Below are 24,508 nucleotides of genomic sequence, written 5' to 3'. Positions count from 1 at the left end.
AAGGAGGAACACCAGAAACAATTACACTAACCGAAACATTGGGCTAAAAACCAGGAGTGCTGCTAACACCCCCGGAATAAATGGCCGTCAATAGTTTTAAATCAATTAACCTTGATTCGGCTTTAACCATGGAAGGAGAAAGGCCGATCTAAAAACCAACCACAAACTAATGTATAAAAAAAAAACCAAACAAACGGGTAAGCCGCCAGGCTATGCCTATAAACTCCTTCTCAGAATGAAGCTCCTTTTAGTTTTAAGCCTTTGCGCCATATTGCAATCTTTTGCAGCAACTACATATGGACAAAAAATTAACCTTGATGAAAAAGATGCTCCAATTGGCCAGGTATTTCGCAAAATACGGCAGCAGAGCGGCTACGATTTTCTTTACAATGGCGAATTGCTTACCGGCATCAAAGTAACCCTTAAGTTGCGCGATGCATCGATTGATGAAGCACTTAACGCAACGATCAAGGGATTAGGTTTAACCTATAACATCAGCGACAAAATTATCTACTTAAGCAAAGCAACAACTTCCGTCTCCTCCCATGGGCAAGACAGTTTAATTACAGGGAAAGTGCTGGATGCAGCCTATAAAAAACCGCTCCCTGGGGTAACTGTGAGTGTTAGTGGGGGAAAAAGTTCGGCACAAACCTTAACAGATGGGACTTTCCGTGTATATGGACGGCCTGGTTCCGTACTTACCTTCACCTATCTTGGTTATGCACAGAGACAGGTAAAAATAACCTCAACCAAAATACCTGTAAACATTATTCTAGAAGAAAGTGTAAGTGAAATGAAGGGGGTGGTGGTGAATGGGATTTTCACTAGAAAGGCTGAAACCGCAACAGGCTCGCAAACCACCGTAACCAAAGAAAAATTACTGGAAGCTGGAACAGTTAACGTGATCCAGAGTTTGAGAAATATAGATCCGTCATTTTCCATTATCGACAACAGTGTGGTAGGATCTAATCCGAACGCCCTGCCCGACATTAACCTGAGGGGACAAAGCGGAATCCCCGATCTTAATGGGAATTTCGCAACAAACCCTAATTTGCCCCTCTTCATCTTAGATGGTTTTGAAACTACCTTGCAACGTGTTATCGATCTGGATCCCTACCGGGTAGAGCGCATCGATATTTTAAAAGATGCTGCAGCAAAGGCTGTTTATGGTGCAAAAGCTGCCAATGGGGTGGTGGTTATCCAAACCACCAGGCCAATTCCTGGTAAAATCAGGATCAATTATAATGCAAATATTGGTTACGATATGCCAGATTTAAGTAGCTATAATATGGCCAATGCCGCTCAAAAGCTGGAGGTTGAAAGGCTTGCAGGGATTTACACCAGCCCCGATGCAGCCGTGCAATACGGATTAACAAATGATTACAATCTGCTGCTGGCCAATGTAATAAGTGGTGTAAATACCGATTGGATGGCCAAGCCTTTGCAGAATGGTGTTGTCCAAAGACACTCAATCAGAGTTGAGGGTGGGGATCAATCCTTTACCTATGGGGTAACCGCGACCATAAATAATACCAATGGGGTAATGAAAGGATCATCATCGAATACCTTCTCCGGGAACGTTAACCTCAACTATAGAAGCTTATCCAGAAAATTCAATGTAATGAACGATTTTACCGTCCAAAACAGGAAAGGAGCAAACAGTCCGTGGGGAACTTTCAGCGACTACGTGGATATGAACCCTTATTTGCTTTACGAAGACGGCAATGGAAACATCCTGAAAAATGTGGTTACGCAACGTAAAGCCTATATCAATTTAAATGGCTTAAGTTATCAAAACGCCACGGTGTTAAACCCCGCATACAATTCTACCTTAAATACTTTTGATCTTACTACTACCAATACATTTACCAATAATACCAGTTTAGACTGGTTGATTGCAAGAGGTTTTAGAGCCGTTGGAAGATTCAGTTACACGAAGCAGATTGATGAGGCAGATAAATTTCTGCCAGCCGAACACACTTCTTTCCTTGCTTTTTCGACACCCGTAGCCGTTACACGCAGGGGCTCTTACACCAAAGGCAATGGCAAGTCTGATGCTTACGATGGACAATTGAATTTAAGTTATGGAAATGTATTTAACAAACACAGTATCACCTTAAATGGTGGAGCTACGGTATCTCAAATTACTGGTTTGAGCAATACTTATGTCACAGAAGGATTTGCAAATCAGAATTTAGATTTGCCATCATTGGGTCTGCAATATCAACTAAATTCACGGTTGTTAGGTACCGAAAGTACGGTGAGGGACATGGGTTTTTTCGCTGCAACCAATTATTCCTTTGATCAGCGGTACAATGTTGATCTTACGTACCGTTTAAGTCAATCGTCCTTATACGGTTCTCAAAACCGGTGGGCAAATTTGTGGTCTGCAGGTGTAAGTTGGAATTTACATCATGAGTCGTTCCTTAAAAAAATCGAGTGGGTAGATCAGATTAGATTAAGAGCAAGTACGGGTTTTACCGGAACACAGGGCTTTAATCCCTACATGAGCGTGGGAACTTATACCTACATCCGTGACCTCACGTACTCTGGCAATAATGGCGTATCGTTAATCAGTTTAGCCAATCCGGATTTAAAATGGCAAAGGAAACAAGACAATAACTTCGGTTTAGACTTTGGTATATTTAAAAAAGTGTCGGGAAGAGTAGACTATTATGTTGCGAACACAGATGGAGCGCTGACCGATATTACCATTCCGCTGTCAACAGGATTTAGCACCTTCAAAGCAAACCTCGGAAAAGTAGAAAATAAGGGTATTGAGCTGAACCTCAATTACAATGTATTCCAAAAGGCAATTAAAAATAACAAGTATAATTCGTTGACGATTTTTGCTTCTGCGGCCAAAAATAAGAATACGTTAAAAGAGATTTCCAATGCTTTACAAGCATATAACAAGCGCCAAAACGATTTGAGTAACCTCGCTCAGGTAATCGATATCTATGGTAATGCGATCAGCAGGGATTCGATCATCGCAGTAAACAAGGCCGCAATCAGCCGACCGAAAATACTCTATGTACAGGGACAATCCATGAATGCGATTTATGCGGTTCCTTCCCTGGGAATAGATCCTGCTACAGGAAGAGAAGTATTCCGTAAGTTGGATGGATCAACTACCTATGATTGGGATATCAACGACCAGGTGGTGGTAGGTAATTCGCTTCCAAAATGGCAAGGGAACTTTGGGTTTAATTTAACGTATAATGGATTTAGGGTAAATGCCATATTCCGCTACCAGTTTGGCGGACAGGTTTACAATTCGACCTTGGTAGACAGGGTAGAAAACGCCAACATTTACAACAATGTGGATCTGCGTGTCTTAACTGCACGTTGGCAAAAGCCCGGTGACCATGCGTTTTTTAAAGATATTGCCGATCGATCAACCACCCGTGTGAGCTCTCGATTTGTGGAAGATAATAATACCCTCACCCTCGGCTCTTTACAGATCGGTTATGATCTTGATAATCTGGCTTCGATCAGGAAATTAGGGTTTAGCCAACTGCGCGCCAGTATTTCTTCATCCGAATTATTTCAGCTCTCCACCGTTCGGATCGAAAGAGGAACGGCCTATCCATTTGCGCGCACAGTTCAGTTCACCTTAAATGCTAACTTCTAAATTGATCATCATGAAAAGACATAAAAAACTATTTATCAGTGTTTTGTTTTTTGCTGGATTAACGCTGTTTTCCTGTAAAAAGTGGATCGATGTAGCCCCGAAAACACAAATTGAAAGTAGCCGTTTCCTATCCAATCGTCAAGGCTTTGTGGAGGCGCTGACTGGGGTCTATATAAAAATGGTGGCAACAAACATGTATGGTAAAGAGCTAAGTTTTGGGTTTATAGATGTTCTTGGCAGCTCCTACACCAATAATGGCTCTACCGCTTATCGTACGGCTTTCAGCGGTAACTATCAGGATCAGGCCGTTATGAATATCATCACCTCGATTTACAGCAATACCTATAACGCAATTGCGAACATCAATAATATTCTGGAACAAATAGACCACGTTGATAAATCCATTTTTGCGGCCGGGGAGTACGAACTAATTAAGGGAGAGGCCCTGGGCCTACGTGCCTTCCTACATTTTGATATGCTAAGGCTACATACCAAATCATACAAAGATGGAGGCGTTAACACCCTTGGTATTCCATACGTAACTACTTACAGCGGCACCGTAACACCCAGATCGACAGTAAAGGATGATATTACTAAGATTATAGCCGATTTAAATCTGGCCGAACAATTATTAAAGGGAGAATTGATTGAAACAGGGGTGTCATCCACGACCGTAAATTCTACTTTCGATGCAAGAAAAGAACGGTTTAATTATTATGCAATCAAAGCAACCAAAGCCAGGGCATACCTTTGGGCTCAGGATAATGTGAATGCCTTAAAAGAAGCAGAAGCTGTCATCGCCGTTGCGCCTTCCAGATTTCCTTTCATCAACTTGTCAGCGCTTACGGCTGCAGATCCAAATAAAAATAGGGTCTTTACCACAGAGCATATTTTCGGCTTAACTGCTGAACGCCTGCAACAGAATATCACGGCAGTACTTGATAGCAGTTTGAGAACCGGTTCTTTACAGTACATGTCGTCAACACGTGTTAACCAACAATATGAAGGGATTATCACCGATATACGCTCGCAGTACATGATCAAACAGGTAGCCGCACAATATTATTACACCAAGTTGCATCAACCGCAGATTTCGCGCAGGATGCCCCTGATTAAAATTCCGGAGATGTATTACATCGCGGCCGAATGCCTCAGTACAAGTAATCCCGCAAGGGCTGTTGATTACCTGAACATCGTCAGACGCTCAAGGGGGATTACCGCAGATCTGAGCCAGACCAGTTCTACAGCACAAATCTTAACGGAAATAGAAAAAGAGTACCGAAAGGAATTTCCGAATGAAGGACAGATATTTTTCTTCCATAAACGGCAGAATAGTAATGCTGTTATTGGCGTATCGGGAACAAATCAAACACTTCGTTATGTATTGCCTCTTCCTCAACAGGAACTTGATTTTGGATTTTAAACAAAATGATCATCATGAAAGGAATTATAAAAATAGCAGCTATCGTTGTAATAGCTATAGCCCTCTTTTTTGGCTGTAAAAAAAATGTACAAGATACAGACTTCAAAGATGTAGATCGCATTACACTCGAAGGATTGCCAGAAGAACGGCCGGTTGCCGACTCTTTAAATTACAGCTTTTCGGTAAGTCCGATCAGTACTACAGCGGCAACTTTAACCCTGGTGGTAAAACTTGGTGGCAATGTGGTAGATACAGATAGAAGTTTCAAGCTGGAGGTCGACGCGGCCAAAACAACCGCTGACGCTTCGGAATACACACTTCCATCGTCGTTTACTATTAAAGCTGGAAAAGTTGCTGCAAATATCCCCGTGACGCTGAAACGTTCGTCGCGAATTGCAGATAGATCCATTAAACTTACCCTGAAGGCAGTCGCCAATGAAAACTTTCAGGTTGGGAGAAAATCGTCTTTCACCTTTATCTGGACCGACGATGTGGTGAAACCCGTTACCTGGACTGGAAGTTTTCAGTTTGCTTTAGGTAATTACAGTAAAGTTAAACACAGGCTTGTACTTTCCAGTACCGAATACAAAGACCTAAACCTGATTGACGCGACTAAAGATTATGCCCTTTACGATGTAATCTACTATATCGCCAGTGCGAGTTTAGCGAAATTAAACGAATACAATACTGCACACCCTGGCGCTCCTTTAAGAAATGAGTTTGGTGAGGTAATCGAAATCTGCGGCAGCTGTAAATAACGTTAAAACTTAGAGACATGAAAACAAAACTGATATATATCTTATTTGCAATGGCAATGGTCTTTATGGCCTATTCCTGTAAAAAAGACGATAGCAATACTTCGTTAGAAACGCTTCCAAAGCTTGGAGTGGATACGGTTGGCGGGGTTAATTCCTTCACCGTACAACAAAGCGTACAGGAATTGGTAATCGACCCGAAAATTGTATACGATGGCGACCCGAAAAATTTGCAATACCTGTGGAAAATATACGGAGGTGCTTCGGTTGGAGGAAAAACCATTGTTGATACCGTTGGTACCAATAAGCAGCTTAAAACATTTGTTAATAGAAACCCGGGAAGTTATACTGCACAATTACAGGTAACAGACCTGACAACTACCTTGAAGGTACAGATGACGTTTACTGTAATTGTTAGTGCTCCAAGGCCTTACGGTTGGCTAGTGGCCTATGAAAAACAAACGGGCGGAAGTACAGATGTTTCGCTCATCAGGTCAAATGAATTTGTAAGCACCGTTGCAACAGAAGAGGTGATGAAAGACATCTATTCTCAAGTAAACGGTAGTGGAATAAATGGCGTGCCGCTTCGGATAGCGAATAATGGAACCTTGATTATCACAGATAAAACAGGTGTAAAGGTAAATGCCCCCGATTATAAAAAGATTTCCGATTTCAGCCAGCTGTTTGTTGGCGGTGCCCCCGCACCACAGCCAGAAGGCTTGCTCGATCGAAGTATCGGAATACACCTGATTAATAATGGAGATATCTATTGGGGAAGTACCACTGTTTTCATTGGAAAGGTGACTTTGGATGCTAAAGGTTTCAAAGCCCTGCCTATACCCATTCGGATCTATGCAAAAAATTCAGGTGTTTTTGATGATCTCAATAAGCGGTTTTTCAAGATGGAACAGCAAACAGGTCAGGCGACAACGTTTCCTGCACCGGTTACCAATGCGAAGTTCGGGATCAACCTTAATTACATCAACAAAAACTTATTATTTGTAGGCGATGGCTCTACACAAACCGGAAATTTTCTCCACCAATATGCCTTCTTTAGAGACCTTGACGGTAGTAAAACCTGGCTTTACGGGCTAAACTTCGGTGCAGAAACCGATCCTGGCCTGTGTTTGATCGATTTAACCCCAATGCCCGACATCAATTCCGCCAGATTTTTTGAGACGGGAACGCTCGGTGCAATGGCAATCTATGCAACAGACAAAAAAATCTACAGTTTCACCTTCAGCAATAATGACAATGTTGCAAAGGATAACCGCTTAGGTTTTACCGCGCCGGGCAATGAAGTCATTACCAAAATATCACTGTTCAAGGCCGTTGGAAGCGGCTATACCACTGCCACAAGCAAAAATAATAAGATCCTCTTTGTCGCAACTTGGGACGAGGCAGCAAAAAATGGTAAGGTTTACCTGCTCGATGTTAATCCTTTAAGCGGGGCAGTAGCAGCTGCGCCATTAAGAACTATTTCCGGTTTTGGAAAAATCAAAGACATGATTCTTAAACCAAGTTAAAACTGAATTTAGCGCACATAAGATTAAGATACCGTAAATCGTGGTAGAGGTATTCCAGCCTAAAAACCACTTCACACCCTAAAGAAAATGAGAAAAATAATAATCGCATTGTTGCTATGTATTTCGGTAATGGCAGCAGTAGCCCAAAGAGGTCCGGTTAATCCCAAGTTGGCCGCATTAACGGAAGAAAAAGATTCACTTGTGCTCAATAAAAAGTTGGCCATGCTCAATTCGAGTAAAGAAGAAGCCGATCTGGCATTATTGGGCAGCTATTATACCGCAAAAAGAAACCGGGCAAAGGCCGAAGAAATCTCCAGGCTGATCTTGGAAAGGTATCCCAATGGATCCGCGGCTTTTGACCAATTGTTCAACGCGATCTATAATGAACGAAATCCGGTTGAAAGTGAAAAGAAATACAACGAGTTGATTAAAAGATGGCCCACACCGCCCAATGGAAAGTTACATTTAGACTATTCCAGATATTATGTTGCAGTTACTTTTTTGGGAAAGAAGAATCCGGCAAAGGTACTTCTGTATTTAAATATGATCCAAGACACAAGCTATAAAACGAATGCTTTTTCTTATGCGGCTCGCGAAGCGATCGAGGCAAAAGAGTACACACTTGGCGAGCAATTGATCAAAAAAACAATGGCAGATGTGGCGAGGAGAGGAGGACCAAAACCTGCAAATTATAATGAATACCTTAGAATTTACAGCCTCTTGCTTTACGGAAGCGGGAAATACAAAGAGGGATTTAACTATGCCGAGGAACTGATCAACTTACCCGAAAAATCAGAGCTGTCAAAGAAAGCCTACCAAAACATTTATGTAAACTACCTGGTTGCACTCAACCGTTTAAAAGAAGCCTATCCGTTTATGGAAGAGCGCATGCGTGAAGGTGCGGCAACGGCCGAAATGAAATCGAAGTTCAAAGCGGCCTATCTTGCTGCTAAAGGAAATGACAGCGGTTATGACGAACTGATGCAGATTGTAAATGTGAAGCTAAAGGAAAAAATAAAAGCGGATCTGGCTAAAAAAATGAAATCTGAGCCGGCGTTTAATTTTGTGGCAAAAGATCTAATGGGAAAAACTGTCCAATTAAGTGACTATAAAGGGAAAATCGTCATCTTAGATTTTTGGGCCACCTGGTGCGGGCCCTGTAAGGCCTCTTTCCCAATGATGCAAAAAGCCGTTAACAAGTATAAAGACGATAAAGATGTGGTTTTTCTATTTATACATACGATGGAAACCTCTCCTGATGCACCTAAATTGGCCGCTCAATACATGAAAGACATGAAGTACACATTTAACGTACTGATGGACATGAAAGATCCAAAAACAAATATTAGTCCGGCATCAGCGGGATATAAAGTTCCCGGTATTCCGCAGAAATTTGTGATCGACAAAAATGGAAATGTAAGATTTAGCACGCTTGGCGGTGGCAGTGCCGGGGAGGATGCTTTTTTGGAAGAGATGTCGATAATGATCGATATGGCTAAAGGTTAAGCAATTAAGGATAATGAGAACTAAACTGATTATGATGGGCCTGTTATTGGCAGGCACATCATCCTTATTGCATGCTCAAATGGACCTTAAGCCCGAAGCGCTTCAGCGCAAAATACAAGCATGCATTGCTAAATCCTATGCAGCAAGTGTTTTTATCGCCGACTATGATACGGTGGCCAAACGCAATAACGGCCAGCTTTTTAGCGGGGTGGTTGTAAGTAAAGATGGAATTGTATTAACGGCTGCGCACGTTGGAAAAACCGGAAAAATATATAAGATTCTTTTTCCTGACGGCAAGGAAACTATTGCGATCGGAATGGGTAGAATTCAGCGGTTCGATGCGGCAGTTTTAAAAATAACAAAACCTGGAAGTTGGCCATACGCAGAAATGGGCTGGTCATCGTCGCTAAAAGTTAACGAACCTTGCCTAAGTATTGCTTTTCCAGGAAGTTTTTCACCACCCAGGCCGGTCATTAGGTTTGGTTACGTTGCCAATCCTTTGGATGCAAGACGGAGAACAATCAGAACAACATGTTTAATGGAGCCTGGCGACTCGGGAGGTCCGGTTTTCGATTTATATGGACGCGTGATTGGCCTGCATAGCAATATCACAGTTGAGCTTGAAAATAACTATGAAGTTCCTATAGATGTTTTTAGGAAGTATTGGTCTGCATTTATGAAACAGCAGGATTATACGGAACTGCCACAAGAAGAGGTGATTCCCGTAGATCCGTTGGCGCATCGCAGAGTATCTTTTAGCGATATTTCTGGTGTAGAAAAAAATCTTGCGGATACAGAACTCAAGCTTAAAAAACTTACGGTACAACTCGCTGCAGTTCCGGACACCAGTAGGGCGGTTGGAACCATAGTTAAGTTTAAAGATTTAAAAAACAATTTGAACAGCACCTATATTGTTAGTAAAAATTCTTTACTTCCCGGAAGCGTAATTGCCATGATAGTTGATGGTAAAACGCAGCCTTTGAAGGTGATTTATCGTGATCAGGAGAAAGATTTGTTGCTTTTAGAAATGGATAAAGTAACAAAGGTGGGCATTGATTTATCGACACGCTCAAAAGATACATTGGCATTTGGAGATTTGGGAAAGGTTTTGATTTCTCCTCATCCGCGGAATGAGGGGAAAATTAGTGTTTTAGGAACTTTAAGGTTCAATCTTCCAGGTCTTTACAGTACTGGGTATTTAGGTTCGCGCATAGAAATGGAAAATGGCCGCAACGTTGTAAAATTGGTTCAGGAAAAGTCTCCTGCCAGCAACTTTGGACTGAAAATTGGCGATGAGGTTTTGAGTATCAATGGTATAGCAGTTTCAAGTCCTGAGCAGTTTATCAAGGAGATTCAAAAAACTAAACCAAACGACGTCATTAATCTCATTACGAAACGTGATGGCACGGAAAATAAAATTGCAATCAAATTGACAAGACGACCTAACAGCACTTCAACTCATGCTGCCGAGCGCTTTACAGATGGTAAAAGTGATAGACGTGATGGTTTTAAACATGCATTTGTACATGATGGTAAACTGAAGCCTGCAGAATGTGGAGGACCCTTATTCGACCTGCAGGGAAATTTCGTAGGCATTAATATGGCAAGATACAGCAGGACAAGTAGCATCGCTATTACAGCTGCCGAGGTCAGAAGTTTTGTCTTGGAAGCATTAGATGCAAGTCAAAAAATATCAACATCTAAATAAACTGATTAGACTTCAAATCATGAAAAAAGTTATACGACATTTGATCTTCACCATAACGATTTTGCTTTTAACCGTTATTTATCCGGTAGTTGTTAAGGCGCAAAAGAATGATGTGGCCAAATTAGAGCAAAAAACCAGGCTGGCCATTCAAAAAGTTTATCCGGCATGTGTGAGGATCTGGGGCTATGATACGGTGAAAAAAGTTCAGACCAGCTCACAATTTAGTGGAGTGGTGGTAGATACTGACGGAACCATTCTCACCGTCTCGCATGCCATTCAGCCCAGCAGGACTTACAAAGTACGCTTTCCCGATGGAAAAGAAACACTGGCAATAGCATTAGGCAAAATGGGCCTGCCGGAGATGCAAAGCCGGCCTGATTTGGGCATGATGAAAATTACTGAAAAGGGAACATGGCCATTTGCAGGATTAGGCTGGTCTTACAGTTTGAAAGTGAACCAGCCCTGCATCAGTATAGCTTATCCGGAAACCTTAAACCAGTTGCTGCCTACCGTCCGTTTTGGAAAAATTAATTCAGTATTAAACGAATGGGGATTTATAGAATCCTCCTGTAAAATGGAACCGGGCGATTCTGGTGGACCGTTATTTGACCTTTTTGGTTGTGTCGTGGGCTTGCACAGCCGATGTGATACGCTAGAGTCAAAAAATTATGAAGTTCCCATTGATGCTTACCGTAAATTTTGGGAAGATTTAAAAATAGCCAAAAATTACACGGTTGTCCCAAATGGCTCATTAGAAAAAATGATAGATCCCAAGGAAAAAGCAATCAGTGCCCTTGATTTTTTAGATCGTCTGCCATCTGCTTTTTCCTTTTTGCAAGGACTGAACAAACATCAGTGTATCTTGAAAAGTGTAAACGGTACAATGAATCAAGCGGCCTGTGCAACCATATTCGATTACAAAGGAAAAACCTGGTTGGTATCCAAAAGCTCTATTGTTGCAGAAAATGTAAGTACGATCGAAAATGGCCAAAAAATAGCCCTCACAGTTGTTGCGCGAGATATGTCAAACGACCTTGTGCTATTATCCTCACCGGTTAACATTGGCCATCCCATTGCTGTAAATACGCTTAATAGCCCAACTCCCATCGCACAGGAAGAATTAGGCATGTTTTTGATTTCGCCTATCGATGGAAAGCTGCAGATCAGTGTACTAAGTAGTAGGTTAATCGATCTGCCGAAGAAATTTTCAGTTGGTTTTATCGGTATGGCCGCAAACTTTCAACAGGGTAAAGTCATTGTTTCCCGGCTGGTGCCTGGAGGTCCGGCAGCGAATGCGGGAATTAAACAGGGAGATCAGGTTGTGAGCATTAATAGAGCATCAATTTCCAGCGCGGAGAGTTACAATGCGCAAATGCAGCAATCGGCGGTTGGCGATACGTTGGAAATCGTACTGGATCGTGAAGAAATGCCGCAAACAATCCATATTGTTGCGATACAGCGTCCTGTTTCATCACACGTCGCTGAGCAGTTTAATGGGGGAAAAAGTGGTCGGCTTGATGGTTTTTCAAACGTATTCGTTCACGATGCGGTGGTTAGACCAGAACAATGCGGTAGCCCGGTGTTCGACCGGAATGGAAACTTCTATGGGATTAACATCGCAAGGTACAGTCGCACGTCTGTTATCGTCATGCCTGCACAAAAAATTGTTGAGATGATTAAAAAAGTTAGTGAGAGATTATAAATGTTAATTAAAAGAAAAAATGAATAGAAATAAGATGATAAGAACAATAGTTGCAACTATGCTCATGCTGGTTTATTGCGGATTAAATTTATATGCACAGCAGAAAGTTGCCAATATCATTACGGTGAAAGGTGAATTTGATGAAAAGGTAAATGGAAACTTAAATTTAACTTTTAAGCGAGTGGGAGGGGGAAAAATGGAATTTGACAGTGCAAGAGTAACCAATGGAAAGTTTAATTTCAGCCGGACTAGTGCAGAACCACTTGTATTGGTAATGGCATTAGAACTTAAAAAAAATGAACCGGGCCGGGGTGGATCAATGAATTACAATGCATTTTATTTAAACCCAGGTGAGGTTAATATGAGCGGTTCAACAGATCTGAAGAAAACTACAGTAACAGGCTCAGGAACAGAAGGAAATGCAGATTATCAGCACTATTCTGCAGCAATTAATGTTTTTCTTGCTAAACTTAGCAACTCGAACCGCGCTGTGCCTGCAAGTCTTCCGCTTGAAGAAAAGGAGAAGATTTGGAAAAAAAATGCTGATTCGATCAACTTGATCAGAGACGAAGAGGTATTCTTAAAAACCATTAAAGAAAAGCCACAGGACTTGTTGGCGGTACTTGCCCTAAACCAGTATGCCTCAGAACCCGTATGGACACCGCGTAAAAAAATGCAACCCGAACTGATTGAAAAATTGTTGGCTACACTGCCTGCAAAATATCAGGCTTATCCATCCCTTAAATCGTTGAAACAAGAATTGCAGGTTGCTAAAACCACCGGTGTTGGTCAGCCGATGATAAATTTTACGCTGAAGGATGTGAACGGTAAAGCAGTAAGTCTGTCCGACTTTAAGGGCAAATATGTTTTTTTAGACTTTTGGGCGAGCTGGTGTATACCATGCAGAAAGGAAAATCCAAATGTCAAAGCGCAATATCTACGCTATAAAGACAAGGGTTTTACCGTATTGAGCGTTTCAATGGATAAGGCAGCTGACCGGAAGGCGTGGCTCGATGCTATTGAAAAGGATGGTATAGGGATGTGGACACATTTGGTAGATGAAGCAGGTTTTGGAGGCTTTGCAGCAAAAAGTTATGATGTGATGTCCATCCCCACCAACTTTTTAATTTCTCCCGATGGAAAATTTGTAGGTAGAAACCTTTATAGCGAAAATTTAGATAAAGCTTTGAAGCCGTTATTCCAGGGAAAATAATCAGCATGCATAATATTAGCTTAATTAATTGAACAATTAATATTTAATTCAAACAACGAACTAATTCAGGACAAGATGTACGGCATTTTACCCTTAAATTTGTTATTTAATTTTTTTTAATTATAAAATATGTACCTGATTGTTAGGTAATTATATCGTGTCATTAGTGTTGGGTGAGAGATCAGCTTTAAATTGGTATAGGTTAATTGATTAGCTTTCTCTCACCTATACTCATGGGTACAAAATATTCTTTACAGCTAAGGTGGAGCAAGTAAATGGGCCAAAGTATTCTGACAAAATCCTTCATTAAGGCTCAGGTTGCCGTTAAGTAAATTTCTGTAAATATAAATTCGCAGCACTTTTATTAATTTCGCATGATAGGCTTCAAAGATGAAATTTTACGATGCTACCCGAATATCGAGATTAACAGCAATATTGACAGGCTTACAAGGAAAAAAATTGGTAACGGCAAGTGAGCTGGCCGTGAAATTTTCAGTAAGTGTACGCACCATTTACAGGGATTTAAAAACCCTGGAGCTCGCCGGCGTACCTGTTTATACGGAAGAGGGAAAGGGATACAGCCTGATGGATGGTTATAAACTGCCGCCAGTCATGTTTACTGAACGTGAGGCAAATACCTTGATCACAATTGAGCACCTCATTTCTAAAACAAAAGATACCTCTTTAATTGAAGAATACCGTGCAGCCCTTGATAAAATCAAGGCAGTTCTACGTGCAGGTACAAAAGAAAAAGCGGCACTCCTGTCAAAGCGTATCGCAATAAGCCCGGCCATTGATGCAAATCCATCAAGTAATTCACTGATACAGATACAGGCAGCACTAACGGGTTATAAGATTTTAAAGATCAGGTATGAAAGTGGTAATCACGAAAATTTGACAGAAAGGGAAATAGAGCCGTTCGCACTTTATTACAGTTTGGAAGAAAGTTGGTTGGTGATTGCTTTTTGCCGTTTAAGAAACGATTTCAGAATGTTCAGGCTCGATCGCATCCGGTCGTTGACGATGAGTGAACAAACATTTACTCCGCATGAAATAATACTTGCCTCTTATCTTGAGCAAAAACAAAAAAAATATACCCCTGACAAATAGCTGTCACAGCGCTTCCTGAAATTTGGCTGAAACAAATTAAAAGACAAATTATGAATCTCGTTTCAATCAGAATTATTACCGATGACGTTAGTAAATTAATGGAATTTTATGAGCAGATCACTCAACTCAAGGGTATCCGTTATACAGAAGACTTTGCGGAGCTTCAAATGGCAAATGCAACATTGGCTATTGGAAGTACAAGAACATTACAGTTTTTTGGAGGGCAAGAGGTGGCCAGAGCTGCCGAAAACCACACGACAATAATTGAATGGATCACAAATGATGTAGACCGCATTTACCAGGAGCAATCTGCTTTCCTGACCAACTTTTTAGTGCAAGAGCCGAAAACGATGCCATGGGGAAATCGTTCGCTGCTGTTCCGTGATCCTGATGGGAACTTGGTTAACTTTTTTACGCCAGTAAGCACTGTCGCGATCAAAAAATTTGAGGGTAAAATTTAAATCCATTAGGGCTCTGATCTAATCGTAAAAGCTAACCCAATGCGTAATTTAGTAAAAGGGTATCGAACAGGATTCCCTTTTCTAAAGCCTGTTTTATTATTCAGCATTAATATTCCCGTTTTCCAGATGGGCAATACGGAATATTTCCTTTGAAATAATGGCAATATTTTCTTTTAGCTCATCCAGGTTACAATTTAAGGTGCCAATAAGAATGGGCAGTTCCATCATTTCTTCCATAAAATCTATTTTTAATGAACATCCGGGAACATTTTCTGCGCTGCCTTTTAAAAGTGAAAAAATTTCACTGGCTTCCTTTTTATTCTTGCCAAGAGAAAATTGGCCATAGGTGATTTTTCCACCTGGCCCCTCAAGGCTGATGTTAATGGTAAAACGGGTTTCCATAGCTAAACTGTTATAATTTTCTAAATGGATTTCAGTATACGATAATAAAAAGTGCCGCATTGAGCGGCACTTGGGGAATTATTGTATTTCGATCTGTCTGGAAACCGCTTTGGCTTCTTCCTTTTTTGGGATGTTAAGATGGAGTATACCATCTGTATAAGCGGCCTGGATGCGTTCAATGTCGGCACTCTCCGGAAGGGTGAAGGCCCTGGTAAATGCCGAGTAGCTGTATTCCCTTCTGTTATAGGTTTTACCATCACTATTGTTTTCGGTATGCTGCCCGGTAGAAATGGTTAGCATATCCCGCTCTACAGATACCTTAAAATCGTCTTTCTTTAATCCAGGTGCAGCCAGTTCGATGTGGTACTCTTCGTTCGATTCGGAAATGTTAACTGCTGGTACGCTGCTTAAACGACGGTCGGTAAAAAAGGTATCGCCTAATACGGATTCAAAGATGTCATTAAAGCCTGGCAATAATGAACTGTTCTTTTTTTCTGGATTGAATTTAACCAATGTCATAGTTTTTTCTCCTTTTAATGTTTTAAATCATAAATGGACTATAAAATCAATTAATTTAACACTTTAACCTTTTTAGGGTTACATCTTACATGGATCAAGCATTATGCCAAGGCCTTTATGGCGTGCCGGTGAGCGGTTTCCGCTGAAAAAAATTCATTTTTTATGAAATTTTTTCAGTTCGACGGCTGAAATTTTTTCAGTTTCAGCAACCTGTATTATCGTTATGGCAAGCAGGAAAGAAGCCTCATCACCATGGCTGATATTTCAGCAGGTCCTGATGTATTTCCGTACAAAAGGAGGGTAGACTTCCAAACCCGGCCTAGAATTACTGAGTACGTTCGAAATAAACGATATGATGATCGAAGTTGCCCTGATAAGGATTCCCTTTGGCCAGGAAGCCATTGGCCAACAAAAAACGCTGACTGCTGGGAGTCGCCGTAGTCGAAAAAACAATACCATGGTGATACCTGATTTTTTCGAGTAACATTCGTTTTAATGTACTGCTGATTCCCTTTTTACGAAGTGATTCGCGGGTAAATGAATAACCGATCTCTAAAAACGGTTGATCCATGTTGGTGTTAATACCGGCCTTTTTATATACATCATGCAAATAAGAAACATTAGGCCTTTTTATAGCCGATATGCCAACCAGTTTTTTCCCATGATAGCAGAAAGCGAGAAACGCTGCATTGAAAATCTTTAAGTGCAGATCAACCGGCGAAACCTTATTCCCTTTTCTCAATAATAAATAAAAGTGATGGAGCTGGATCATGGAACAATCGCATGGTCTTTTGATTTCAAAATGGCAATTGCCGAGAAAATTCGGTTGGTTATAGCCCGGGTAAAATACCAGGCCGGTAGATATGTTGTGGTTCATCAGAATAAATTTAGGAAAGTGTTCAGTTTGCCGCTTTTTGAGGCCGTTTATTTGTTTTTGGCGCCTAACGAAGTACGTAAAGGACCCGATAAGGCCAGCATTTCGCATACTTTATCGTTCCAGTCTATTAACGCATCTTCGGGTGAGGTACCAAGGCCTGAAACATCGTGCTCCTCTTCAAAGGATAATACCGCGTAAAAGCAATCGCCGTCTTGGTACACAGAGGGTTTAAACTGCATAACAAAAGTGGGTAACTTAAACCTGTTATAATCAAAATCAACCAGTTTTCCTGGAATCGTTCGGGCCTGCTGTTTCATAGCTTAATGTTTTATTGAAACATTGTTCTTTACCTGTTTTATGCTGTGGATAAGCATAACTTAAGTACAAGTTAACCCATCAATATTTACTTAAGGTTAGCAGGTTGTTGTTTGTTTGTTAAGTGTTGTGGATGACCGTTTTGCGAAACCACACCAGTACCGTATTTTTTAGTACCGGTAACCTGGTGAGTAGTGGTTTTATGGTTGAGGAAATCAGGCAGATTGCACAAATATTTTTTTTCTTTTAATCCTTTTGGCCCTGAGGCAGTCAAACCTCCTATAAAGTATTTCAACAATGGGTGTCGAAAGGCAAATTTTAAAAACACAGGATAAAACCAGTAATGAAGAACATGAAACTGTTTTTCCAAAAAGAATGATTGTTTTTATCCTTTTGCTAAGTGTAATACTCCTGTTTTTGCTTTTGTTTAAGAACTAGCTGGGTCAAAATATCCTTCTTTTTTATAAGACTGTTCGGTGCGATCAATAAATGCTCCTTACATGTCGATTATTTTCAGGATTTAAAGCCGTGGCGGGTGATCCTGGAGATAAAAAATTAATTTCCCACCCTGTAACAACAGTTGATGTGTAATCTCTCTTTTTGTGAAAGGCTTTCCATTTAAAATAATTTTTGAGCTGTAAATCGATTTTTGACTCTTTTTGATGGCTGTTATGGTTAACTTTTTACCATTATTGAAAGATAGTATAGCCTGCTTAAATAAAGGACTTGATAACTGGTAGTTTCCTGAAACAGGATCTACAGGGTAAAAGCCCAATGCCGCAAACACATACCATGCCGACATTTGCCCGGCATCATCATTGCCACTCAGGCCACCGGCGCCTTCGCCATACTCTTCTGTCATAATGCGTGATACCTGCAGCTGGGTTTTCCATGAAGAAGGGGTATAGTTGTACAAAAATGGGATTTGGTGGCCAGGTTCATTTCCATGCCAGTATTCTTTTTTATGAAAGAGCGAATCCAGTTCGTTTTCTAGGTTTTTAGGTCCACCCATCAGGCTGATCAGTCCGGGCATATCGTGCGGAACATAAAAAGTATACTGCCTCGGCGTTCCTTCTGTAATATAAGGTTCGCGATGATCGGGATAGAAAGGCTCATACCAGTTGCCGTTGGCAAATCGCCCCCTAACCATTCCAACACTTGGATCAAAAATATGCCGGTAATTAAGCGATCTGTTTGATAATTCCCTGTAATCGTTTTCTTTGCCCAGATCTTTGGCAATTGTTGCCAACGCATAATCATCATAGGCATATTCGAGCGTTCTGCTCACCTGTTCCTTTTTGTGGTAAGCATCAGGAATACTATCATCCATGGGGATATAACCATATTTCAGGTAACTGTTAATTCCTCGTCGGCCTTTTCCGTTCAGGTAATCGACAGAATCGGGCATTTGAAAGGCATTTTTCCTCATTAGCCGGTAAGCTTCGTTAATATCATAATTGCGTATACCTTTATGATATGCAGAAGCGATAAAAGCCGTTGTATGATCACCGATCATGGCTGCGGTATAGTTGTTCCAGCATGGAAAGATAGGCATCCAGCCCCCTTGCTCACCTTTTAATATCATCGAATTAACCAGGTTATTGGCTAATCTGGGCTGTAACAGTTCGATTAAAGGCAATTGTGCGCGGTAAATATCCCACATTGAAAAATCATCGTAATATTGGCGCCTATTTATTGTTTCGTATTGATATTTCCCACCAAACCGCGGATATTTTCCATCCACATCATTATATAACCTTGGATGCTGCATGGCATGGTAAAGGGCCGTATAAAAGATTTTTTTCCCTTTTTCGTTCGTGTCCGAAATACGGATCTGCGAGAGGGATTTTTCCCATACCTGATTGGTACGTGCTAAAACAGTGTTAAAATCATCTTTTTTAATTTCACTTTCCAGGTTAGCCTTTGCGGCATTGATACTGGTAAACGAAGTACCGGAATACACCACCAGCTGTTCTCCCTTTTTCAGTCTAAAGCCTGCAAAAGCACCGATATCCTTTTTGTTACTGATGTTTTGCTGATTGAAAATGTGTCCTTCGCTATAAACCCCTGCCGATGTAAAAGATTTTTTGAAACGGATGAAAAAATAACCACTAAAGCCTGCAGGCTCTCCCCATCCCTGGTAAATGCGATGAACAGGGTTGTAGCCGGAAATTTCGCCTTTTACCGGATCTATTTGAATAAAACCCCTGTTCTGATCGCTGTTAGGACTAACTAAAACATAAACACTATCTGTTTTTAGCGCAGTGATTCGCATGATGCCACACCTCAGGCTGGCTGTAATTTCTGTTAAGAGCTGATGTTGAGGTAATTTTAATTTGTAGTAGGATGGAGTAGAAACTTCATTTTGATGAACGTAATTTTCTGCATATTGGGCTGCTTGGGTTTTAAGGCTACCCGAAATTGGCATAATGGTAAAGCTCCCGTAATCTTGGGTACACGAACCGCTGAGCCAGTGACTGGCCCTGAAACCATAAAATTTTTTGTTATTGTAGTAATAAGGGGCAAGGCATTTTTTTTCTGAAAGCTGCGTTTGGGGCGTCCATTGGGTCATGCTAAAAGGGGGTGCAACTGCAGGTATGGTATTGGCCAGCCTTTCTGTTTTATCTTCTATATGCTGGCTGGCCAGTGTGGTACTTGCAGAAGTGCCCGAAAATGGCTGCACATACCTGATAAGAGATTGCTGCGCAAAAGCCATCCTACCGCTAAGTATGAAAAGCAATAATAAAGCGGATATGAAAAATATTAGCCGCATAACAGCATTCTGACTTCGCATGGTAAATAGGATCACAATTTTCATATCGGTAAAGCTATTATATGAGCCTTTTAATCAGCTTTTTAGGGCGGGGAAATTACTGGTGTATTATCCCCATGGCTTTGCGGTATTTCTGATACATTTCCAGTGCTAAATTTACCGGGTTCCCAACGGTTTTGGTTGGATAGTCTTTTCGCTGGTTTACCCATTTCCACTCCCAGTTGCTTACTTCTTCGTTAAATTGGCTGGTATTAAAATCGCTTTGCTGTTTTAACGATTGTTCGGCCCGGGTAAAGAAGAGCTGCCACCTTGGTTTATAAAAATCAGTTAACAATCCGCTCCATTGCCTGCAGGCATACTCGTTCAATGGGCTTTTAGCATCGCCCCAAAGGGTAATCAGGTCTTTGGCATTCATTTCGTAAAGTGCTTTTTCGGCAGGGGTTTCTCCCCATCGCCTGGCATCGCTAACCCAAGGCCCGAGCATAAAATCTTTTCTGCTGGCCAACAGCCGGTCCATATCGTCAATCAGCTGTATAAATTTGCTGCTTTCTTTTTTAAATGTAGCCAGGTCTTTTTTGCGGTAGGCTGCAACAATGTTTCTTTGTATTGGCAGGGCATAATTGGCCATTACCTGCCGGGTAATATCAACCAGATCGTATTGAAAGCCATCGCTGTTTTTGCAAAGTGGTGCGGCTTTTACAAATTCATCCCAACCCGGCAGCAAATCCTTTTCGCGGTAATTTAAGGTGGTTTTGGCCCAGCGGGTTAACGAATCGAATGTAGGGCGTGCCTGAATAATCGATTCGGCACCATCCCTGATGTATTTATCGGCTGGCACATTATAAACGGTTTTCCGTAATATTTCCCAGCCTTTTAAGGCATTTACATTACTTTTTCCGTAGCGGTTACGTACAAATTTAGGCAACCAGGTTTTCAGATCTATAGGTTTAGTTTGCCAGGCATTGTCCATCATCAGTTCGTAAAGTACCGGATTTTGTTCTATACCTTCCATGCTGAGGCCTATACCTTTCATTTTACCACTTTGTGGATTGTTAAGGGCTTCGGCTGGTGCAGTTGCCACCACATCCATCCGGCCAAACAGGTTGGTATTGCCACCAAAGTTGTGCAGCATGTTCCAGATCCATGGCTTGCCATAAAAACCTTGTGTGCGTTTCCAAACCGGCTCAATTTCAGTTGCCAGGTCGAGTAAAATCATCTTGTCGTTCGGTACGGCCTTTAATAAGGCTTCTGTTTGTGGCTCTTTCCAAAATTTCCTGTCACTGTAAAATAGCCATCCCTGCATCACCCAGATGGCCTTAGGATCGGCCTGTGCCATGCCATCATAAACCCTCGCGCTCAGTTTACCTAAAAATTCTGGATCGGAAGAGGGTGGCTCATTCTCGTTAAAAGTATCGGCCGAGTAAAGATGATCGGTACCCAATAGTTCGGTTTGTTTCTGCAGAAATTTCTTTCCGATCTGGGCAAACATGGGATCTTCCGAATCAAGGATGTAAGTATCGGCAAAGCCATTGGTCCAGTTGGTGGCTTTTAATTTCGCCTGTGGAAATTTATTCTTAAATGCTGCGGGTACATGTCCGGTAAAGGCTGGTAGTACCGGTTTCATTCCAAGCGATCTTTGCCGGGCTAAAATTTTCTTTTGCAGTTCGAAGTGGCTTTTCATCCAGCTTACCGGAAGCGGACCACCCCAGCCATCCATGTTACCCATCCAAAACCACGAGAAATAAGCAGGTCCGGTAAAAAAACCTTTAAGTTCTTCATCCGAAAAGCCCATTTCTTTGTATAAAAGGTACCAGGTATATTCTTCGCCGGTAATGGCAAGGGGCATGTTAATACCGTGAAGTGCCATCCAGTCTATCTCTTTTTCCCAGCGCGGCCAATCCCACCAGCTCATGCTGTAATTAAAAGTACAATAGTTTAAATAGTAGCGGTAATCGTAAGGTGTTTCTTTCCTTATTTTTGTTTTTACCTGAGGTAAGGTAGCGGGTAAATTTAAATTGGTGCCATTCCAGGTAATCTGGCAGTGGGCGTATTCGGTTAAATAATAATAAAAAGCCGAAGCCAGGGCAACACCACTGCTGCCACTAAGTACGATCTTATTGTTTTTGCTTTCAATTTCAAATACATCCTTACCGTTTACAGTGGCAATACTTTTGGTAACAAATGCCTGGCGTTGCTTAGGTAAGATCCGTGCAATGAGTTGATCAGAAGAGGATAGGTATGCCTGCGACCACAGGTTATTGAACGATAGTACAAACAGTACCGCAAATGGTATTTTTATTTTCATATTAAATTTTTAGGAACCACTTTTTATCAAAGAGGAACTTTAAGCCAAACAATTGTATAAGGAGTACACCCGTCCATACGCCAGCCTGTTGCCACGCAGTAGGGATGGTATTAATGATTCCGCCGAAGAGGAAGTTGGAAGTAGATTCGAAATTAAACAGGCCGTGAGCGAAAATGTAGATTAATATCGAATTGGTACCTATCCACACCATGGGCATGCACCATTTTTGATAATTACACACATCAATAAAATAATAGAAAAGCGAAAAAAGTATAATGCTCCAGCCGCCTGCAAAGAGTACGAAAGTGCTCGTCCACATGATTTTGTTGATGGGGAAAAGGAAGCTACCTGCCAGCGCAGTTAATATTAATACGATGCCTGCCATCGTTAAATACAACACTTTCTTCTTGGGATCGGGACACACTGCTTTATTCTTTATAAATGAACCGGTAAATATCCCCAGCATAGCGGAGCAAATGGCAGGTACAGTGCTCAGTAAACCTTCCGGATCGTAAACTGTACGGTGAAGCTTGCCGGGAAGTAACAAGCGGTCTATATATGCAGAAAGATTGCCCTCTGGCGTGAAAACTCCACTGCCAAAGCCCGGAACGGGCACAAAACGCATTAATAGGTAATAGCCAACCAGGATAGATACAAACCAGACGACCTGTTTTTTAAGTGGGCTATTGAGGTAAATTAAAGCGGCAAAAAAGGTTGCCAGGCCAATACGGCCCAGTACACTGGCAAAACGGATATGCTCATAACCTTTCCACTGCAGCAGGCCATTAACCACGGCACCCAGTAGAATTAAAATCAGGGTTCTTTTAATCAGCGCATAATAAATCTTACCTGTTGGTGCATTTCCGGTCTCTCTATCTGTAAAATACTTCTGATAAGAGAAAGGCATAGATACCCCTGAAATGAATATGAAAAGCGGGAAAATGAGGTCATAAAAGGTAAAGCCATTCCAGGGCGAATGGTGCAATTGGTTACTGATGCCCACCAATATCTTTTCAAATAAGGAAAGACTGGGATTGGTTGCAATGGTCCAGTCGTACGTGTTTTGCACCAAGGCGTGGTCTTCTTTAATGCCATGGGCTAAACCATGAAAAATACCTTCGCCGCTCACAATCCAAAACATATCAAAACCACGCAAGGCATCGAGCGAAAGCAGTCGTTTAGGTTTAGCTGCTGGTTGTGCTGTTGGAGTAACTGTGCTGCTGGCTTGATCCATGGCGCTTATTTTTTAATTAGCGTATTATAAATAATCTCGCCCTGATCATTAATAGCTTGCACGCGTAACTGGTTGTTGTTAACAGAGAATAACATAAAACCATATTCTGATGCCACCATTTCGGCATCGGCGATAAGTTTTACAGGTGTTTTTTCAGAAGCTGAACCGGAAATAAAATAATGTGTTTTTCCGGCAGGTTTAATGTACTGCATACTGTGTTCGTGCCCGGTAAGATACACATCTACACCGTATTTTTCAAAAGTTGATTTTAATGAATTGCGAACAGCTTTGGTATCATAGGCCTCAGTCCGGCTGCCGCCAGTATAAATAGGGTGGTGGCCTACTACAATTTTCCATTTAATTGCAGGATCGGCATCTGCCAGTGTTTTAACCAGCCAGCGTTTCTGCGCCGTGGTGTCCTGTCCTTTAACATTCGGGCCATATTCGGCATTGCTGTAAAATTCGGGTATAAGCGGGTTGGTGTCAATAAAAGCAATTAACACCTGGTTATTGAGATCACCATTGATGGGGAATTTTTTTGCATAGTAACGGGCAGGCATTTTCCATCTTCTGCTGATTTTGGAATATTCTACCTGTGCATCGGGGTTAGATTTGTAATCGTGGTTACCCAGAACCACATACCAGTCCCATTGCAGCGAAAAATCGGTATAGATATCTTCGAAAGAGTATTTAAAAGAGGGATCTTGAGCGCTGATTACGCCACTGGGATAAAAGTTATCGCCGGTAGAAATGATAAAATTAGCCTTAACATCGGATGCAGTAATACCCATCTGCCTGGCTACTTGCCTTTGATGATCGGCGCCATTACGGCCCCAATCCCCCATGGCGATGAAATTTAAAGCATTACTTTCTTTAATCAGGTTTTTTGTTGCTGAAGCCTGAGGTGAGTTTTTTATTAAAGTTTGTGCATGTAAAACGGAAGGAAGCAGCAGAATAGATAAAAGTAATTTTTTAATCATAGAGAAAGATTGAAATATTTAAATGATCTAAACATCAATGCGAAGAAGAGGAAGTATCATGAATT

18 protein-coding genes and 1 pseudogene are annotated in these 24,508 nt (G+C 41.4%); 10 read left to right on the top strand and 9 right to left on the bottom strand.

Translation table 11 applies throughout. The features are described 5' to 3' along the window. Window positions 1–169 precede the first annotated feature (169 nt). From GGQ60_RS06515 to GGQ60_RS06470, 10 genes and pseudogenes are all read left to right on the top strand, one after another. Window positions 170–3,634: a SusC/RagA family TonB-linked outer membrane protein gene (locus GGQ60_RS06515; RefSeq protein ID WP_221235889.1), complete on the top strand. Its 3,465-nt coding sequence runs from the start codon at window positions 170–172 to the stop codon at window positions 3,632–3,634. A 10-nt stretch (window positions 3,635–3,644) separates the two neighbouring features. Then, window positions 3,645–5,057, top strand: coding sequence for a RagB/SusD family nutrient uptake outer membrane protein (locus tag GGQ60_RS06510; protein WP_183761099.1), 1,413 nt, complete (start codon window positions 3,645–3,647; stop codon window positions 5,055–5,057). Window positions 5,058–5,071: 14 nt separating this feature from the next. Continuing rightward, entirely contained in the window at window positions 5,072–5,815 is a 744-nt protein-coding gene (locus GGQ60_RS06505; protein WP_183761096.1) for a DUF4843 domain-containing protein, read from the top strand. Between the two features lie 17 nt (window positions 5,816–5,832). Further along, window positions 5,833–7,338, top strand: coding sequence for a PKD-like family lipoprotein (locus GGQ60_RS06500; RefSeq protein ID WP_183761093.1), 1,506 nt, complete (start codon window positions 5,833–5,835; stop codon window positions 7,336–7,338). Window positions 7,339–8,415: 1,077 nt separating this feature from the next. Then, window positions 8,416–8,844, top strand: a pseudogene (locus GGQ60_RS23155) (TlpA disulfide reductase family protein); the annotation flags it as partial. Window positions 8,845–8,857: 13 nt separating this feature from the next. Next, the gene (locus GGQ60_RS06490; protein ID WP_183761091.1) at window positions 8,858–10,552 is read left to right on the top strand and encodes a trypsin-like peptidase domain-containing protein; all 1,695 of its coding nucleotides are present in this window, start codon (window positions 8,858–8,860) and stop codon (window positions 10,550–10,552) included. Window positions 10,553–10,571: 19 nt separating this feature from the next. Further along, a complete protein-coding gene (locus GGQ60_RS06485) occupies window positions 10,572–12,254 on the top strand; it encodes a trypsin-like peptidase domain-containing protein (RefSeq protein WP_183761088.1) in 1,683 nt (560 codons plus the stop codon). Between the two features lie 34 nt (window positions 12,255–12,288). Continuing rightward, the gene (locus tag GGQ60_RS06480) at window positions 12,289–13,467 is read left to right on the top strand and encodes a TlpA disulfide reductase family protein (protein ID WP_183761085.1); all 1,179 of its coding nucleotides are present in this window, start codon (window positions 12,289–12,291) and stop codon (window positions 13,465–13,467) included. A gap of 390 nt (window positions 13,468–13,857) precedes the next feature. Continuing rightward, on the top strand, window positions 13,858–14,577 hold the full coding sequence (locus GGQ60_RS06475; RefSeq protein ID WP_183761083.1) for a helix-turn-helix transcriptional regulator: 720 nt from the start codon (window positions 13,858–13,860) through the stop codon (window positions 14,575–14,577). Window positions 14,578–14,627: 50 nt separating this feature from the next. After that, window positions 14,628–15,038, top strand: a complete 411-nt coding sequence (locus GGQ60_RS06470; RefSeq protein WP_183761080.1) for a VOC family protein — start codon at window positions 14,628–14,630, stop codon at window positions 15,036–15,038. 96 nt (window positions 15,039–15,134) lie between these two features. Here the strand turns inward: GGQ60_RS06470 and GGQ60_RS06465 are convergent, their stop codons facing one another. From GGQ60_RS06465 to GGQ60_RS06425, 9 genes are all read right to left on the bottom strand, one after another. Further along, entirely contained in the window at window positions 15,135–15,440 is a 306-nt protein-coding gene (locus GGQ60_RS06465; RefSeq protein WP_183761077.1) for a hypothetical protein, read from the bottom strand. 78 nt (window positions 15,441–15,518) lie between these two features. Continuing rightward, entirely contained in the window at window positions 15,519–15,959 is a 441-nt protein-coding gene (locus tag GGQ60_RS06460; protein ID WP_183761074.1) for an Hsp20/alpha crystallin family protein, read from the bottom strand. A gap of 325 nt (window positions 15,960–16,284) precedes the next feature. Next, complete coding sequence (locus GGQ60_RS06455; protein ID WP_183761071.1) at window positions 16,285–16,836, bottom strand: hypothetical protein; 552 nt, start codon at window positions 16,834–16,836, stop codon at window positions 16,285–16,287. A gap of 47 nt (window positions 16,837–16,883) precedes the next feature. After that, a complete protein-coding gene (locus GGQ60_RS06450) occupies window positions 16,884–17,153 on the bottom strand; it encodes a hypothetical protein (protein WP_183761068.1) in 270 nt (89 codons plus the stop codon). Window positions 17,154–17,239: 86 nt separating this feature from the next. Beyond that, window positions 17,240–17,521, bottom strand: coding sequence for a hypothetical protein (locus GGQ60_RS06445; protein ID WP_183761065.1), 282 nt, complete (start codon window positions 17,519–17,521; stop codon window positions 17,240–17,242). 150 nt (window positions 17,522–17,671) lie between these two features. Further along, complete coding sequence (locus GGQ60_RS06440; RefSeq protein WP_183761332.1) at window positions 17,672–19,924, bottom strand: GH92 family glycosyl hydrolase; 2,253 nt, start codon at window positions 19,922–19,924, stop codon at window positions 17,672–17,674. A 97-nt stretch (window positions 19,925–20,021) separates the two neighbouring features. Then, window positions 20,022–22,229: an alpha-N-acetylglucosaminidase gene (locus tag GGQ60_RS06435; protein ID WP_183761062.1), complete on the bottom strand. Its 2,208-nt coding sequence runs from the start codon at window positions 22,227–22,229 to the stop codon at window positions 20,022–20,024. A gap of 1 nt (window position 22,230) precedes the next feature. Further along, window positions 22,231–23,463, bottom strand: a complete 1,233-nt coding sequence (locus GGQ60_RS06430) for an acyltransferase family protein (protein WP_183761060.1) — start codon at window positions 23,461–23,463, stop codon at window positions 22,231–22,233. 5 nt (window positions 23,464–23,468) lie between these two features. Beyond that, a complete protein-coding gene (locus tag GGQ60_RS06425) occupies window positions 23,469–24,443 on the bottom strand; it encodes a purple acid phosphatase family protein (RefSeq protein WP_183761057.1) in 975 nt (324 codons plus the stop codon). Window positions 24,444–24,508 lie beyond the last annotated feature (65 nt).

Source organism: Pedobacter zeae, assembly GCF_014196715.1.
In the GTDB taxonomy this organism is placed as follows: domain Bacteria; phylum Bacteroidota; class Bacteroidia; order Sphingobacteriales; family Sphingobacteriaceae; genus Pedobacter; species Pedobacter zeae.
Note: the sequence above shows the minus strand (reverse complement) of the source record. Positions and strands in the feature narration are given on the sequence as shown.

Coding starts and splice junctions, on each gene's coding strand:
- GGQ60_RS06515 (WP_221235889.1), top strand. CDS start 170: ATGTATAAAAAAAAAACCAAACAAACGGGTAAGCCGCCAGGCTATGCC.
- GGQ60_RS06510 (WP_183761099.1), top strand. CDS start 3,645: ATGAAAAGACATAAAAAACTATTTATCAGTGTTTTGTTTTTTGCTGGA.
- GGQ60_RS06505 (WP_183761096.1), top strand. CDS start 5,072: ATGAAAGGAATTATAAAAATAGCAGCTATCGTTGTAATAGCTATAGCC.
- GGQ60_RS06500 (WP_183761093.1), top strand. CDS start 5,833: ATGAAAACAAAACTGATATATATCTTATTTGCAATGGCAATGGTCTTT.
- GGQ60_RS06490 (WP_183761091.1), top strand. CDS start 8,858: ATGAGAACTAAACTGATTATGATGGGCCTGTTATTGGCAGGCACATCA.
- GGQ60_RS06485 (WP_183761088.1), top strand. CDS start 10,572: ATGAAAAAAGTTATACGACATTTGATCTTCACCATAACGATTTTGCTT.
- GGQ60_RS06480 (WP_183761085.1), top strand. CDS start 12,289: ATGATAAGAACAATAGTTGCAACTATGCTCATGCTGGTTTATTGCGGA.
- GGQ60_RS06475 (WP_183761083.1), top strand. CDS start 13,858: ATGAAATTTTACGATGCTACCCGAATATCGAGATTAACAGCAATATTG.
- GGQ60_RS06470 (WP_183761080.1), top strand. CDS start 14,628: ATGAATCTCGTTTCAATCAGAATTATTACCGATGACGTTAGTAAATTA.
- GGQ60_RS06465 (WP_183761077.1), bottom strand. CDS start 15,440: ATGGAAACCCGTTTTACCATTAACATCAGCCTTGAGGGGCCAGGTGGA.
- GGQ60_RS06460 (WP_183761074.1), bottom strand. CDS start 15,959: ATGACATTGGTTAAATTCAATCCAGAAAAAAAGAACAGTTCATTATTG.
- GGQ60_RS06455 (WP_183761071.1), bottom strand. CDS start 16,836: ATGAACCACAACATATCTACCGGCCTGGTATTTTACCCGGGCTATAAC.
- GGQ60_RS06450 (WP_183761068.1), bottom strand. CDS start 17,153: ATGAAACAGCAGGCCCGAACGATTCCAGGAAAACTGGTTGATTTTGAT.
- GGQ60_RS06440 (WP_183761332.1), bottom strand. CDS start 19,924: ATGCGGCTAATATTTTTCATATCCGCTTTATTATTGCTTTTCATACTT.
- GGQ60_RS06435 (WP_183761062.1), bottom strand. CDS start 22,229: ATGAAAATAAAAATACCATTTGCGGTACTGTTTGTACTATCGTTCAAT.
- GGQ60_RS06430 (WP_183761060.1), bottom strand. CDS start 23,463: ATGGATCAAGCCAGCAGCACAGTTACTCCAACAGCACAACCAGCAGCT.
- GGQ60_RS06425 (WP_183761057.1), bottom strand. CDS start 24,443: ATGATTAAAAAATTACTTTTATCTATTCTGCTGCTTCCTTCCGTTTTA.